This is a genomic window from Oscillospiraceae bacterium, assembly GCA_015067255.1.
In the GTDB taxonomy this organism is placed as follows: domain Bacteria; phylum Bacillota; class Clostridia; order Oscillospirales; family SIG519; genus SIG519.
Map to the genome: position 1 here is coordinate 30889 of SVMS01000016.1, position 14767 is coordinate 45655.

Here is a 14767-nt window from a genome sequence, read left to right on the forward strand (position 1 = left end):
GTGCTATCATTTTGGTAGCACATCTTTTTTGGGATGATTTAATTGAAAAAGAAAATTATAATTACATCAATTATCACTATTATAATTTTAGTGTTGGCAATAGGTATTTATTGGTATTGTCATCTAACACACTATAAATTTAATGACCGATTTATTATTGGTAGTTCAGCAGAAGAAATTGTCGATAAATATGGGGGTTTTTCTAAACAATGGGTTGACGATAAAACAGGTGAATTAACTCGAGCCTTTTATATGATTCGTGAAAATACCCCTGAACTAATTATGAGTTATGATAACTCCCTTTGGTATGAAATTTATTTTGAAAATGGAATTGCCGTAAAAGTAAACCTGCTCGAAGGTTGGTATGGCGGTTAAACTTTACTGTGATAAAAGTGGGTTTTTGAAAACACAGCCCCAAAACTCCTTGATTTCAAGCGGTTTTTAAGTGCAGTTTCAAGACGAGTTCGTCACGGTAAGGCATTTGAGAGACTTTTGAACAGATACTTTAAATAATAAAATAAATATTAACAATTATATGAAAAGTCACGGTGTAAAATCCGTGCCTTTTATGTAACAAAATAGAATCAATTTTCTCGTGTATACTATCTATCAACAATTAAAACTTATGGAGAAATTTTTAAATGAATAACATTGAACGTCGAAACAAAGGTTTGGCTTATATTGCCGACGAAGCCGTTATAGAAGAATTGTTAAACTGTCGAAAAATTTTGCAAAAATTAAATTTTATGGACAGATGTGATATTGACGGGGTTATGAAAGTAGTTAAAGAATTATTGGGAAAGTCAGAAGAAGCATTTATCAATCCCCCGTTTTATTGTGATTTTGGAACTAATATTGAAGTTGGAAAAAACTTTTTTGCAAACTATAACTGTACAATTTTAGATGTTGCAAAAGTTAAAATCGGCGACAATTGCCAATTAGCTCCCAATGTATCTATCTTTACTGCCGGTCATCCTATACATCCCGATAGCAGAAATTCGGGTTATGAATACGGAAAAGAAATTATCATCGGTGATAATGTATGGATAGGCGGAAATAGTGTAATCTGTCCCGGTGTAACTATTGGCAGTAATGTTGTTATAGGAGCAGGAAGTGTTGTAACAAAGGATATTCCTGATTGGTGTATAGCAGTAGGAAATCCCTGTAAGGTTAAAAGAAAAATCGGAGAAGAAGATAGACGAAAATTATATAAAAACGAAGAATTTGATGAAGAAGCCTGGGAAAACATTGTTAGCCGTGTTTTTTCAAATTGATTACACAGAGCTTTATTTATAATTAATTTTCAAATTTAAAAAGGACACAGATTTTATTCTGTGCCCTTTTTGCTATCATATATTATTTATTTAAACAATATTCAATTAACATGTCTATCATTTTATAATCGACATCTGAGAGGTTAGAAATACGATTCAAAACCGAATTAACATCTTTTTCTGTATGTTTTCCTATTAATATATAGTCAGTACTCACATTAAGTATTTCGCTTATTTTTATCAGATTTTCTATTTTAATTGCCTTATTTCCCCGTTCAAGATTAGAAATCATTTGAATAGAAACATCCATTTTATCAGCAATTTGTTCCTGCGTATAGTTTAATTGTTTTCGTCTGTCACTAATACGAGTACCTATTTCCTTCAGTTTATCAGATGTCATATTTTCACTCCTTGCATTGACTTATGGATATATTATATTACTTCACGGGTTAATTATAAGCATCTTTAGGTTGACATTATTAACCTAAAGATGTATAATTGATTCAAAATTAATATATGGAGTGATTATTTTGAAAGTTTTTTTTAAAAATATAATGCTTTTTTTAACTTTATTAGCATTATTAATTAGTCTTTTTAGTTGCGGTATTAATAGTAATAATTCGAATTCTGCTTATTCCGAATTAAACAATATTATTACGTCCAATTCATCAAGTATTATTTCAAGCAACAGCCAGATTACAAATTCTGATGTTTCTCAAACCTCGCCAGATAATACTACACAATCACAGTCAAGCAATATATCTTCTCAAGAAAAATTTTCTCCTTTAGCTCTGCCATCCAAAATCTATGCTTTTGTCGGTCAACCTATAAAATTATATTTTTTAAATCTTGTTAAATACAATTCTATGGATAATATTGTTTTTAAAGTTGATTCTGAGAACAAAGGAACTGCTTACACTGACCGTTGGGAGTATACGCCCCAAAAGGCTGAAACTATAAATTTAACTATTGCTGTTTACGATAGAGATAATAATATTTTGAATAAAGGAACAACAAAAATTGAAATTAAAGATAAAACTCAAAAAGATAGTCTTTCTATATTAATAATTGGAGATAGTACAATAGCAGCTAATATAGAACCTCAGACCGTACTAAGTCTTGCTAACAATAATAATTACAGCTTAACTATGCTTGGAACCGAAGGAAAGAATTTAAACAAACACGAAGGAAAAAGTGGCTACACTGCTAAAATGTTTGTAGAAACAAAATCTACAACAAGCTGTTCAAACCCATTTTATAATCCTAACACAAAGAAATTTGATTTTTCTTATTATATGCAATCTCAAAGCTATCCAAAAATTGATTGTGTTTCCATACAATTGGGAATTAATGATTTAACTAAATGTACATCAACCCAACATTTAAACAATAATATGAAAACATATTTTGAAAATATGGAATTTATAATAAATAATATTCATTCATACGATTCAAATATTAAAATCATTTGGAATTTAATTTTACCTTGTACCGTTGAACAAGAAAAATTCAATGAGCAATATGGAGAAAACATCTATAAAGCCGAACGCTGTAAATCAAATACATACACGGCTAACCTTAAAATTATTGAAAAATATTCAAATTTAAAGAATGTATTCATAGCACCAACAAACGCATCTTTAGATACAGTTAAAAATATGGAAAAGGGCGGTGTAGGCGCAATACATCCCTCAGCAGCAGGATATACTGAAATAGGAACACTATTATATAGTTTTATTCGTGCAATAAATTAATATAAAAACAGGGCTCGAAGTTTTTACTCCGTGCCCTGTTTTATTTATACGTTATGTTTATTCTTCTGCTGTAGCTTCTTCTGTTGTTTCTGCTTCAACTGTTTCTTCAACTTCTGTTTCAACAGGAGCAACAGGCTCAAGAAGTTCTCTTATTGAAAGAGAAACTTTCTTTGCATTTTCAGCAATATCTGTAATTTTTACAGTTACGTTTTGACCTACCTTGAGGAAGTCTTCAACCTTATTTACTCTTTCGTTAGCAATTTGAGAAATATGAATAAGTCCGTCTATACCGGGGATAATTTCTGCAAATGCTCCGAAAGGAACTATTCTTACAACCTTAACATCAATAACATCACCGACATTATATTTAGCAAGGAACAATGTAACGGGGTTTTCTGCTTCGTTTTTGTAGCCTAAAGAAATACGCTTCTTTTCTGCGTCAAATTCTTTGATGTATACCTCTATATTCTGTCCTATTTCAAGAACTTCAGAGGGGTGCTTAATTCTAAGCCAGGAAAGCTCGGAAATGTGAACAAGACCGTCTACCCCGCCGATATCTACAAAGGCACCGAAGGATGTAAAGGATTTAACAGTACCTGTATATTTCTTTCCAACTTCAATATCTGCAAAGAGCTTTTGCTCATTTTCCTTGCGGATATCTCTTGTTGCTGCTTTGATTGAGCCGATTATCTTCTTTCTTCTGCCTCTGCTTTGAACGTCGATAACCTTCAATTTTACTTTTTGATTAAGAAGAACTGACAAATCTCCGTCTCTTGCAATTCCTGTTTGAGAAGCGGGTACAAAAATATTTACGCCCTTATGACTTGCTATAACACCTGCATTAACATTTTCGGTTACAACAGCATCAATTGTTTCTTTTGACTCAACAGCTGCAGCAACAGTTTCAAAAGCTTTTGCAGACTCAATACGTTTACGAGAAAGCATAACGGTTCCATCAACGTCATTTAAGCGAACAACTTGAACTTCTATTTCATCACCCACCTTAACAGAATCCTCTAATTTTACTGACGGATCTGCTGAAAATTCTGCGGCGGCAATGTAGCCTGCCTGTTTTGCGCCTAGGTCTACCGTGATTTCGTTGGGAGCAACTGCAGTAATGATACCTGTTACAATATCACCATTGCTTATGGGTCTTAATGACTCCTCCAGCGCCTCCTCGAAAGATATTTCGGTAGCTTCGTCCATTGTGTACTTTTCTGACATTGTTTGTAAAACCTCCTTGATTATATCATCAGGTGTTGAAGCACCTGCTGTTATACCAATCCTTTTATATTTTTCCAACCCATCAGGAAGCTCCTTAGCAGTTTCTATATGAAAGCTATTGGGACAATAATAAGAACAAATTTCAAACAGCTTAGTTGTATTTGAACTTTCCTTGCCTCCTATAACAATCATAGCGTCATTTTCTTTAGCGAGCTTTTGAGCTTCATTCTGACGTTCATCGGTTGCAACACATATTGTATCAAAAATTTTTACGTTTGTATATAGTTTTCTTAAATATTCGTTAATTTTTTTCCATTCTTTTTTAGAAAATGTCGTTTGAGCGACCAAAATCGAGTCTTTTTCTACAATTTCTGCATTATTTTCTATCTCTTTTTTTAGTTCTTCTAAGTTTTTAAACACAAAAACATCTTTTGCATAGCTTACTATTCCCTTTACCTCGGGATGCTCAGGATCACCTGCTATAAGAATTTTTTTGTTTTGTTCCTGTTGTTCTTTAACTATTTTATGAATCTTTTTTACAAAAGGACAAGTTGCATCTATATATCTGAAGCTTTTTTCCTGTAATTGATTAAGAATATCTTTTTCTATTCCGTGCGTTCTGATAACAATAAGCTTATCTTTATCAATATTGGAAAAATCTTTTACTGCAAATACATTATTTTTTTCAAGAGAAGCTATCATTTGCGGATTATGAATTATCGGTCCGAGTGTATAAATATCCTGATTTTCTTTTTCAACACAATCCCAAAGAATATCAATTGCTCTGCTTACTCCAAAGCAAAAACCTGCAGATTTGGCAACTGTAATTTTCATATTAAATTAACATACCTTTCTTAACTCAAAGAAAGAGAATTTATGATTTCAAGAATTTTATTGCTTACTTGTGCAAACTCTTCCTTACTTCCATCCTTAAAGCCTAATTCTTCAAAGCTTAAAGGCTTTCCGTAAATAATATCTGTTCTTCTTAAAAAGCCCGGCTTTGTTTTATAAATTATTTTTACAGGAAGAACTGTTGCCTTTGTTTTATAAGCGAGCATAGCAAGTCCCATTTTCGCATCAGCGCTCTCCCCTTCTTCCACACGCTTTCCTTGAGGGAAAATTCCTAAAACGCCGTCATTTTTAAGTATTTTAAGAGATGTTTTTACGGAAGTTAAATCCGCCTTACCTCTTACTACGGGGAAAGCTCCTAAGCATCTTAAAAACCAATTTGCAATCTTATTTTTAAACAGTTCTGCTTTTGCCATATAGTTTATTGTACGGTCTGTTGCAATAGCAAGCACTATAGGGTCAAGCAAGGAGCTGTGATTAGCACATATTATCATTGAACCTTCTACTTTTTGAAGCTGTTCATTATGTCTGTTAACTCTGAAAATAAGCCCTATAAGCCATCCTAAAAAAAGCTTTATCCATTTATACGATTTCAACTGTTTTCCCCCTAATAATGATTGTTGTTTATCGAAGCAGTTTATTTAATTACTGTTTCGACAAACTGTATTCATTATAATCTCATAAAGCATATCTATACACTGCTGTAAATCGTACTGTGTACTGTCAAAAAGTATAGCATCGTCAGCTGCTTTTAAAGGAGCTGTCTTTCTATGAGAATCATTGTAATCCCTTTGAGCAATCTCTTCTTTAAGCTCTTCAAAATTAACCTCAAAGCCTTTTTCGGTAAGTTCTTTATATCTACGTTTTGCACGCTCTTCAACAGATGCAGTTAAAAATATTTTAACCTGTGCATTGGGAAGAATTACCGTACCTATATCTCTTCCGTCCATAAGACAGTTATTCTTTGCGGCAATATCACGCTGTAAAAACAAAAGAAATTCTCTTACCTCAGGAATAGCCGAAACATCCGAAGCCGCCATAGAAGCTGGAGGTGTTCTTATCTCTTCGGAAACATCTTCTCCGTTAAGTATTACACGCTGTGTTCCATTTTCATAAGCAAGTTTTAAATCTATTTGCTCTAAAAGCTCAATTACCTTTTGTGAATCCTTTGTATCCACATTATTTCTAAGAGCATAAATTCCTATTGAACGGTATAATGCACCTGTATCAATATAAACGTATGACATTTTTTTAGCTAAAGCTTTTGCAATAGAGCTTTTTCCTGCACCTGCAGGACCGTCAATTGCAATATTTATTGTTTTCAAATTATTCACCGCCATTTAATATTAAAATTCCATAGCTTTGCCTGCAAGATACCCTGTAGAAAAAGCAATTTGCAGATTAAATCCACCCGTATAGGCATCAACATCTATAATCTCACCTGCAAAATACAGTCCTTCTACAAGCTTTGATTGCATAGTTTTAGGATCAATCTCTTTTACGTTTATTCCGCCTGTTGTAATTATAGCTTCTTCAACGGGACGAAAACCTTTAATATCTACTTTAAAGCCTTTTATACACTCTATAAGCTTTTTTCTCATCTCTTTTGTAAAAGAGTTTATTTTAACTGTGCTGTCAAGTCCTGCTTCTTTTATCAGTACAGGAATGAGAGAGGAGGGCAACAATGCTCTTAAAGCGTTCTGAAGCTCTTTATTTTTATTCTGCTCAAAGTCTCTCAAAATTCGATTTTCAAGCTTTTCATAGCTAAGTCCGGGCTTTAAATCAATTTTTATTGTATATTTTAAGCTTTGCTTCATATGAGAGCTTGCAGATAGAACAAGAGGCCCTGAAATACCGAAATGAGTGAACAGCATTTCTCCCAATTCGTTGTAAAGCTCTTTTGCTTTACCCCTTTCAAACAGGCTTACTGTAACGTTTTTAAGAGATAGTCCCGAAAGTTGTGCACAAAAAGAGTTTTCGCAAACTAAAGGTACAAGAGATGCCCCCAACGGAGTAACAGTATGTCCCAAGCTCTTTGCAAGACGGTATCCATCCCCTGTTGAACCTGTAAGCGGATAGGAAAGTCCACCTGTTGCAATAAGCACTTTATCAAAATGCTCCTTGCCGTTTACCAAAAATCCGTTTTCACTTTCTGAAATAGATTTTACAGGAGTATTAACAACTTTAATATTGCTTTTATTTATATATTTTTTTAAAGCTGAAAGAATATCATTAGAACGGTCAGACTGAGGAAAAACTCTGTTTCCCCTTTCGGTTTTCAGCTCAACACCAAGCTTTGTAAAAAAGTTCATTGTATCAGACGGTGTAAAGCTATTAAAGGCGCTATATAAAAAACGTTTATTAGACACTACGTTTTCAAGGGCTGTTTCAACGTCGCAATTGTTTGTAACGTTGCATCTGCCTTTACCTGTTATAAGCAGTTTCTTTCCTATTCTGTCATTCTTCTCAAAAATTGTAATTTGATTTTCTTTATTTTGAGCTGCCGTTCCTGCTGCCATAAGTCCCGCAGGTCCTGCTCCGATTATACATATCTTATTCATTGTTCAACTTCTCATAAACATCGTATTCGTCCCATACGTTTTCAAGCTTTTCAAAGGATAATGAAACATCTTCTTTTTTAGCCATTGATATTGCTACTATTAACGAATTTATAAGACTTAGAGGAGCAACAAGAGAATCAACAAAGGAAACCATATCACTTCTTGCGGCAAGAACAGTATTCGCATACTGACACATTGGAGAATTTTCTGTATCGGTTATTGCAATTACATTTGCTCCGTTATCGTTAGCAAACTGCATAGCTTTCACTGTACGCTTCGAGTACCTTGGAAAGCTTATACCTATTACAACATCATCTTTGGATACTCTCAGCATTTGTTCAAACATTTCGCTTGCACTTGCAGTATTTACAAGCTTAACATTTTCAAAAATCAAATTAAAGTAAAAATCAATAAAAGCTGCAAGAGGCGCAGAGCTTCTGACACCAATGATATATATTCTTTTTGCTGAAATTATTGATTTTACAGCAGTTGAAAAAGTTTCCTTATCAATATTTTCAAGAGTAAGCCTGATTTTTTCAATATCCGAATTTAAAACGCCCGACAAAACGTCATTTTCATCAATTCTGCTTTTTGCAACCTCGATACGCTGTACTGCAGTCAGTTTATTTTTAATTGTGCTTTGAAGCTCTTTTAAAAATTCCGGATATCCTGCAAAGCCTATTTCCATCGCAAAACGAACAACTGTTGATTCGCTTATGCCAACCGTTGTTCCAAGCTTTGATGCTGTCATATATGCGGCTTTGTCATAATTTTCAAGAATATATTTTGCTATAAGTCTTTGTCCTTTTGAAAAATCGGACATTTTAGACTCTATTACCTTAAATAAATTCTCACTCATTTATTAGCGCATCCTTTTTCAAAGTATCCATTCAAATCAACACAAAAGCCTTCATCAGTATTTTTAAAGCCGTTTTTCTGACAAATATCTATTTCTTCAGTACCGTTATAAAAAACCTTTTTGACACCGTGAAGGTCAAAATAATTTAAAACAGCCTTAAGTAAATTGAACTTCACAAAATCAGAAATAGTTTCGTCTTCAATTTCAAAGCCTACAATACTTTTTGTCAAAATATCATATTTGCACTTTCCCAGTATTTTATCGCCATCAACCATTGAAAAATACTGTTCAAGCTCGTTTTTCTTCATTGTAATCATTTTATCACAAAAGGGACTTACCCTTCCTCCTAATAAAAATTATTCTGCTCTGTAATCACAATATTTGCAAGCCTTTGTTTTTCTTGTTCCGTTAACATCGTAGAAAATTCCGGGTAAGTAAGGCTCGCTTGTTGTTATACATCTGGGATTAGGACACTTAAGAGATTTATCGCCTTTTACCAAGTCGGGTGCATATCTTCCGTTTTCCAGCATTTTTAAAATCAATGCCATTCTGACATACATACCGTAACGAGCCTGAGTAAAATATAAAGCTCGTTTATCATAATCCACTTCATCTGTAATTTCATCTATTTTGGGCAACGGATGAAGAATTGCAAGGTCAGGCTTTGCTTTTTTCATTTTTTCACTATCTAAAACATATACGCCTTTTTGACGGTTGTAAAGCTCTTCGGAAGCAAAACGCTCTTTCTGAATACGTGTCATATATAAAATATCAAGCTTATCTATGCACTCATCAAGAGTGTTAACCTCATAAAATTCGTTTCCTGATGCTTTTAAAATATCTGTTATATATTTAGGTGTTCTTAGTTGGAAGGTTGAGATTAAATAAAATTTATTGTTTTTAAAAAGAGACATAGCCTTTAAAAGTGAATGAACAGTACGGCCGTTCATAAGGTCTCCGCAAAGACCGAAGCTTAAATTTTCAAGGCGTCCCTTCTCTTTGGTAATTGTAAAAAGGTCGGTCATTGTCTGAGTGGGATGCAAATGGCCGCCGTCACCTGCATTGATAACAGGAATCTGAGAATAAAGAGATGCTGCATAAGCTGCTCCCTCATTGGGATTTCTCATAACAGCAATATCTGCATAATTGCTGATAATACGAATTGTATCTTTAAGGTTTTCTCCCTTTGAAACCGATGAATTTCCGGGATTATCAAAGCCTATTACGCTTCCTCCCAAACGAAGCATAGCAGTCTGGAAAGAAAGCATAGTTCTTGTACTCGGCTCATAAAACAAAGTAGCAAGAATTTTTCCTGCACATTTATTTGCATATTTTTCGGGATTTTTTAAAATATCATCTGCTGTTTCATAAATATCATACCACATTTCAAGAGGCATATCGTTAAAATCAATTATATGTTTTATTCCCAACTTTATCTCACCTTTTTATTATAAATTTGTTTCTAATTATTGTACCATTTTTTTATGCTTTTTGCAAGTATTATTCTTGCATTATTCAATATTATTTTTCTTGACATATAAAAGAATTGACATTAAAATATATACAAACAAAGAAAGGAAAAAAGAAAATGAAAAAGCTTATATCTGTTATTACTTTTATTTGCCTTATTTCAATTCTTGTATGCTCCTGTACAAAGGCTTCCGAGCCTGAAACTCCAAAAGAGCTTTTGTCGGGAAAATATAATATTGAAATTACTATTAAGGATTACGGTGTAATTCGCGCAGAGCTTGATGCTGACAGCGCTCCGATTACTGTAACTAATTTCGTAACTCTTGTTAAAGAAAATTTTTATGACGGACTTACATTCCACCGCATAATGTATGATTTTATGATGCAAGGCGGCGCCTCTGAAACTAAATCAGTTAAAACCATAAAGGGTGAATTTGAGTCAAACGGAGTTAAAAATCCTCTTAAGCATACAAGAGGTGCTTTATCTATGGCAAGAACTAATGATCCAAACAGTGCTTCATCTCAGTTCTTTATAGTTCAAAACAAGCATGCCGAGCATCTTGACGGAGATTATGCTGCTTTCGGCTATGTTACAAGCGGAATGGAAATTGTTGATGAAATTTGCAACAAAACTTCTATTCAAGGTGCTAACGGAGCAGTTTTGCCCGTTAATCAGCCTGTTATAGAGTCTATCAGACTTATTGACTGATATTTATTTCAATGCGCAAAAAATCACCATAAGCTCAAAATTGAGTCTATGGTGATTTTATTTTTATCTTTCGAGGTTCTGATCTCTTGCGGGACCAACGCCTACCATTGAAACCTTACATTCAACAAGCTCTTCGATTTTCTTAATATAATCCTTTGCCTTCTGAGGAAGCTCATCAAAGCTCTTGCAAGCAGAAAGGTCACCGTCAAAGCCCTCAAGCTCAACAAATTGAGGAGTACATTTAGCTAATTCTTCAAGATTTGTGGGAAAATTATTATAAATCTTTTCTCCGCATTTATAAGCAACACAAACCTTTAAGGGATGTATTCCGGAAAGAGTATCCATTTTATTAAGCGCAATAGAAGTAAGACCGTTTGTTCTTACTGCGTGGCGCATAATAACAGCATCAAACCAACCGCAACGGCGAGGTCTACCTGTTGTAGTACCAAATTCATTTCCTCTGTTTCTGATAAGGTCGCCTGTCTCATCCTCAAGCTCTGTGGGGAAAGGACCCTTACCTACTCTTGTAGTATATGCCTTAGCAACACCTATAACCTCTTCAATCATTGTAGGTCCTACGCCTGTACCAATACAAGCACCTGCGCTTAAAGGATGTGAAGATGTAACATAGGGATAAGTACCCATATCAAGATCAAGCAATGTTCCCTGTGCACCTTCAAAAAGAATATTTTTGCCCTGCTTATTTGCTTCATAGGTAATAACAGAGCAGTCAGCTATATACTTCTTAAGTCTTTTTCCATACTCTGCGTACTCATCTATTAAATCAGCATAATCTATAGGCTCTGCACCTAAAAATCCGGTAATAAGCTTATTTTTGATTTCAAACATTTCCTTAGCTTTTACTTTGAAAACCTTCTCATCAATAAGGTCGCACATTCTTATACCGGTACGCTCTGCTTTATCCATATAGCAAGGGCCGATACCTCTTTTTGTTGTGCCTATATCAGATGCTCCTCTTGATGCTTCATAAAGACCGTCAAGCTCAATATGATAAGGCATTATAACGTGAGCTCTGGGGTCGATTCTCAAGTTTTCACAAGAATATCCATTAGCTTTAAGACCGTCAATCTCCTGAAGAATAACCTTAGGGTCAATTACCACTCCGCTTCCGATTAAGCAAAGAGTTTCGGGATAAAGAATACCTGAGGGGATAAGGTGAAGCTTATACACCTTACCATTCGCTTCAACAGTATGTCCCGCATTGTTTCCGCCCTGCGAACGAATAACAACATCGGCACGGCTTGCTAAAATATCAATTATTTTTCCTTTTCCTTCGTCGCCCCACTGCGAACCGACAACAACTTTTACAGACATGGATTTGACCTCCGATTTTTTCATTTTATTTGTAAAGACTCTTTTTGACATAATATTTCATATTACAAACAAACCTACAATATTATATCATATTTATAATAGTATACAAGTCCTAAACTGTGCAAAAACTTTAAAGATTAAGGCTGTTTTTTTAATAATATAACAATTTCAAGTATTACAAAGAGAAAAAATAACGCTTTTTGGAATAAATTTCAAAAAAGCGTTATTTGAAAAATTACATATTGCCTATCATTTCAGCAATAAGCTTATTTAAAATTTGAGGATTTGCCTTTCCTTTTGATTCTCGCATTGCCTGTCCTACAAGGAAGCCTATTACGTTTGTTTTACCGTTTTTATAGTCATCTACTACTTTAGGATTTGCATCAAGAATTTTTTGAGCAAGGACTCTTATTTCGTCCTCGTTGCTGTTTTGAACAAGTCCCATTTCTTCTACAAGTGCTTTAGGAGAGCCTCCGTCTGCAAGCATCTTTTCCAAAACTGTCTTAGCAGCTGTTGATGAAATAACCTTAGTTTCGAACAAAACAATAAGCTCAGATAACATTTGAGGAGTAACCTTAACCTGTGTGAAATCGCTGTTTGTTTCGTTCATATACTTGCCCAAATCTGTCAAAATCCAGTTTGCAGATGCTTTTGCAGATGCACCTGCTTTTACGCAAGCTTCAAAATATTCTGCTCTGTCTTTATTTTGTGAAAGAAGATTAGCCTCATATTCGGAGAGTCCCATTTGAGAAATATATCTGTCCATTTTTTCATTGGGAAGCTCAGGAATTTGACAAGCTATGGAATTATACCACTCATCATCTATTATTATCGGACAAAGGTCAGGCTCAGGGAAATATCTGTAATCATGAGCATCTTCCTTAGTTCTCAAAATTATATTTTCGCCCTTCGCATCATCCCAACGTCTTGTTTCCTGGCTTATCACTCCGCCGTTTTCAAGCACTTCAATCTGACGTGCTGCTTCATATTCTATTGCTCTGTATGCAGCTGAAAAAGAGTTTACGTTTTTCATTTCAACTCTTGTACCGAAAGGTTCTCCGGGCTTTCTTACAGAAACGTTTATATCGCAACGTATAGAGCCTTCCTGCATTTTACAGTCTGAAACATCAATGTATTGAAGAATAGATTTTATTGTTTCAAGAAAATCCTTAGCCTCTGCCGCACTTCTGATATCAGGCTCGGTAACGATTTCTATAAGGGGTACTCCGCAACGGTTAAGGTCTACAAGAGAGCCACCGAATCTATCATCGTGAAGAAGCTTTCCCGCATCCTCCTCGATATGTATTCGAGTAATACCCACAGTTTTTTTCTCACCGTTTGAATAGAACTCCACACTACCTTTTTCGCAAAGAGGTACATCGAATTGAGATACCTGGTAAGCTTTAGGTAAATCGGGATAAAAATAATTTTTTCTGTCTTGCTTACTCTTTCTGTTTATTGTGCAATTTACTGCTAATCCCATTTTCATAGCATAGTCTACAACTGTTTTATTTAGCACCGGAAGAGTACCGGGCATTCCTGTACAAATCGGACAGCACTGAGAATTTACTTCATTACCAAACTCGTTTTTGCAGGAGCAATAAATTTTCGTTTTAGTTTTTAACTCACTGTGTATCTCAAGTCCGATTATTGTTTCATAGCTACTCATACTTTATCTTTCCTTTCAATTTGCAAAGCTTATTATAGCTTTGCAGCCATTGCTTTTAACATTCCGGTATTTTTATCGTAAGCATCTGCAACCTTCATTAAGAAACCGTCTTGTCTTTCCTTGCCTATCAGCTGCATACCTATAGGCAATCCCTTACTGTCTTTTCCGCAGGGAGTAACCAATGCAGGAATTCCCGCAATATTTATTGCAACGGTACAGATATCGCTCATATACATTTTTAACGGGTCATCTGTTTTCTCGCCCATTTTAAAGGCTGTTTCAGGTGTTGCAGGGGTAAGAATTACATCAACCTTTTTGAAAGCTTCTTCAAAGTTATTCTTTATCATTTTTCTTGCCTGTAGCGCCTTTTTATAATAAGCATCATAATAACCCGAGCTTAAAACATATGTGCCCAACAGTATTCTGCGCTTAACCTCGTCTCCAAAACCTTCGCTTCTTGTCTTTACATAAAGCTCATTCAAATTAGTAAAATTCTCAGTTCTGTAACCGTATTTAACACCATCAAAGCGAGCAAGGTTTGAAGATGCTTCGGCAGAGGATAAAATATAATAAGTGGGCAATGCAAAATCTGAAAGTGAAAGAGAAATCTCTACCAACTCAGCGCCCATTTTTTCATATGTTTTTGCCGCATTAAGTATTTGCTCTTTTACATCTTTATCTATACCCTCTGAAAAATACTCTTTAGGAAGTCCTATCTTTACGCCCTTTACATTACCGTCAAGGTCTTTTGTAAAATCTTCAAATTTATAATTAAGACTTGTAGAGTCATAGCTGTCATGTCCATATAAGGTATTTGCAACAATAGCCATATCCTCAATAGAACGTGTAAGAGGTCCTATCTGGTCAAGAGAGCTTGCAAAGGCTACAAGACCGTAACGGGAAACTGCTCCATAGGTAGGCTTAAGACCTGCTACACCGCAATAGGAAGCAGGCTGACGGATTGAACCGCCTGTATCAGAGCCTAAGGAAAAGATATTTTCAAAGGCTGCAACGGAAGCTGCAGAACCACCCGAAGAACCTCCGGGAACTCTTTCAAGGTCGT

15 protein-coding genes are annotated in these 14767 nt (G+C 34.9%); 4 read left to right on the forward strand and 11 right to left on the reverse strand.

Annotation, left to right across the window (positions count from 1 at the left end):
• Nucleotides 1-42 precede the first annotated feature (42 nt).
• Together E7480_05125 and E7480_05130 are read left to right on the forward strand one after the other, a co-directional pair.
• Entirely contained in the window at nt 43-375 is a 333-nt protein-coding gene (locus E7480_05125) for a hypothetical protein (GenBank protein MBE6903970.1), read from the forward strand.
• Nucleotides 376-641: 266 nt separating this feature from the next.
• Nucleotides 642-1274 carry a sugar O-acetyltransferase gene (locus E7480_05130; GenBank protein ID MBE6903971.1) on the forward strand — a complete coding sequence of 211 codons (633 nt, stop codon included), beginning with the start codon at nt 642-644 and terminating at the stop codon, nt 1272-1274.
• 82 nt (nt 1275-1356) lie between these two features.
• On the opposite strand, the gene E7480_05135 is transcribed toward E7480_05130, so the two are convergent.
• Nucleotides 1357-1674 carry a helix-turn-helix transcriptional regulator gene (locus E7480_05135; protein ID MBE6903972.1) on the reverse strand — a complete coding sequence of 106 codons (318 nt, stop codon included), beginning with the start codon at nt 1672-1674 and terminating at the stop codon, nt 1357-1359.
• Nucleotides 1675-1804: 130 nt separating this feature from the next.
• Between E7480_05135 and E7480_05140 the strand changes: the two genes are divergently transcribed.
• Nucleotides 1805-3028, forward strand: a complete 1224-nt coding sequence (locus E7480_05140; GenBank protein MBE6903973.1) for an SGNH/GDSL hydrolase family protein — start codon at nt 1805-1807, stop codon at nt 3026-3028.
• A gap of 57 nt (nt 3029-3085) precedes the next feature.
• On the opposite strand, the gene E7480_05145 is transcribed toward E7480_05140, so the two are convergent.
• The 7 genes from E7480_05145 to pyrB are packed head-to-tail and all read right to left on the reverse strand — an operon-like array spanning nt 3086 to nt 9957.
• Complete coding sequence (locus tag E7480_05145; GenBank protein ID MBE6903974.1) at nt 3086-5086, reverse strand: bifunctional 4-hydroxy-3-methylbut-2-enyl diphosphate reductase/30S ribosomal protein S1; 2001 nt, start codon at nt 5084-5086, stop codon at nt 3086-3088.
• A gap of 20 nt (nt 5087-5106) precedes the next feature.
• On the reverse strand, nt 5107-5697 hold the full coding sequence (locus E7480_05150) for a 1-acyl-sn-glycerol-3-phosphate acyltransferase (GenBank protein ID MBE6903975.1): 591 nt from the start codon (nt 5695-5697) through the stop codon (nt 5107-5109).
• A gap of 45 nt (nt 5698-5742) precedes the next feature.
• Nucleotides 5743-6441 (reverse strand): (d)CMP kinase, encoded by a 699-nt coding sequence (locus tag E7480_05155; GenBank protein ID MBE6903976.1) that lies wholly within the window; start codon nt 6439-6441, stop codon nt 5743-5745.
• A 6-nt stretch (nt 6442-6447) separates the two neighbouring features.
• Nucleotides 6448-7662, reverse strand: a complete 1215-nt coding sequence (locus E7480_05160; protein MBE6903977.1) for an NAD(P)/FAD-dependent oxidoreductase — start codon at nt 7660-7662, stop codon at nt 6448-6450.
• The gene (locus E7480_05165; protein MBE6903978.1) at nt 7655-8521 is read right to left on the reverse strand and encodes a MurR/RpiR family transcriptional regulator; all 867 of its coding nucleotides are present in this window, start codon (nt 8519-8521) and stop codon (nt 7655-7657) included. Before E7480_05165 ends, E7480_05160 begins: the two co-directional genes overlap by 8 nt.
• Complete coding sequence (locus tag E7480_05170; protein MBE6903979.1) at nt 8518-8829, reverse strand: hypothetical protein; 312 nt, start codon at nt 8827-8829, stop codon at nt 8518-8520. Before E7480_05170 ends, E7480_05165 begins: the two co-directional genes overlap by 4 nt.
• Nucleotides 8830-8877: 48 nt before the next feature.
• Nucleotides 8878-9957 (reverse strand): aspartate carbamoyltransferase, encoded by a 1080-nt coding sequence (gene pyrB / locus E7480_05175; GenBank protein ID MBE6903980.1) that lies wholly within the window; start codon nt 9955-9957, stop codon nt 8878-8880.
• Nucleotides 9958-10109: 152 nt separating this feature from the next.
• Between pyrB and E7480_05180 the strand changes: the two genes are divergently transcribed.
• Complete coding sequence (locus tag E7480_05180) at nt 10110-10700, forward strand: peptidylprolyl isomerase (GenBank protein MBE6903981.1); 591 nt, start codon at nt 10110-10112, stop codon at nt 10698-10700.
• A gap of 63 nt (nt 10701-10763) precedes the next feature.
• Here the strand turns inward: E7480_05180 and E7480_05185 are convergent, their stop codons facing one another.
• The 3 genes from E7480_05185 to gatA all read right to left on the reverse strand — a co-directional run.
• On the reverse strand, nt 10764-12035 hold the full coding sequence (locus E7480_05185) for an adenylosuccinate synthase (GenBank protein ID MBE6903982.1): 1272 nt from the start codon (nt 12033-12035) through the stop codon (nt 10764-10766).
• Nucleotides 12036-12270: 235 nt separating this feature from the next.
• On the reverse strand, nt 12271-13704 hold the full coding sequence (gene gatB, locus E7480_05190; GenBank protein ID MBE6903983.1) for an Asp-tRNA(Asn)/Glu-tRNA(Gln) amidotransferase subunit GatB: 1434 nt from the start codon (nt 13702-13704) through the stop codon (nt 12271-12273).
• Between the two features lie 32 nt (nt 13705-13736).
• The coding region (gene gatA / locus E7480_05195; GenBank protein MBE6903984.1) for an Asp-tRNA(Asn)/Glu-tRNA(Gln) amidotransferase subunit GatA at nt 13737-14767 on the reverse strand (1031 nt) is incomplete at its 5' end.

Excerpts from the sequence above, each read along its gene's own strand:
- E7480_05165 (MBE6903978.1), bottom strand. The coding sequence starts at position 8,521 with ATGAGTGAGAATTTATTTAAGGTAATAGAGTCTAAAATGTCCGATTTT.
- E7480_05145 (MBE6903974.1), bottom strand. The coding sequence starts at position 5,086 with ATGAAAATTACAGTTGCCAAATCTGCAGGTTTTTGCTTTGGAGTAAGC.
- E7480_05135 (MBE6903972.1), bottom strand. The coding sequence starts at position 1,674 with ATGACATCTGATAAACTGAAGGAAATAGGTACTCGTATTAGTGACAGA.
- E7480_05180 (MBE6903981.1), top strand. The coding sequence starts at position 10,110 with ATGAAAAAGCTTATATCTGTTATTACTTTTATTTGCCTTATTTCAATT.
- E7480_05130 (MBE6903971.1), top strand. The coding sequence starts at position 642 with ATGAATAACATTGAACGTCGAAACAAAGGTTTGGCTTATATTGCCGAC.
- E7480_05160 (MBE6903977.1), bottom strand. The coding sequence starts at position 7,662 with ATGAATAAGATATGTATAATCGGAGCAGGACCTGCGGGACTTATGGCA.
- E7480_05155 (MBE6903976.1), bottom strand. The coding sequence starts at position 6,441 with ATGGCGGTGAATAATTTGAAAACAATAAATATTGCAATTGACGGTCCT.
- E7480_05170 (MBE6903979.1), bottom strand. The coding sequence starts at position 8,829 with ATGAAGAAAAACGAGCTTGAACAGTATTTTTCAATGGTTGATGGCGAT.
- gatB (MBE6903983.1), bottom strand. The coding sequence starts at position 13,704 with ATGAGTAGCTATGAAACAATAATCGGACTTGAGATACACAGTGAGTTA.
- E7480_05185 (MBE6903982.1), bottom strand. The coding sequence starts at position 12,035 with ATGTCTGTAAAAGTTGTTGTCGGTTCGCAGTGGGGCGACGAAGGAAAA.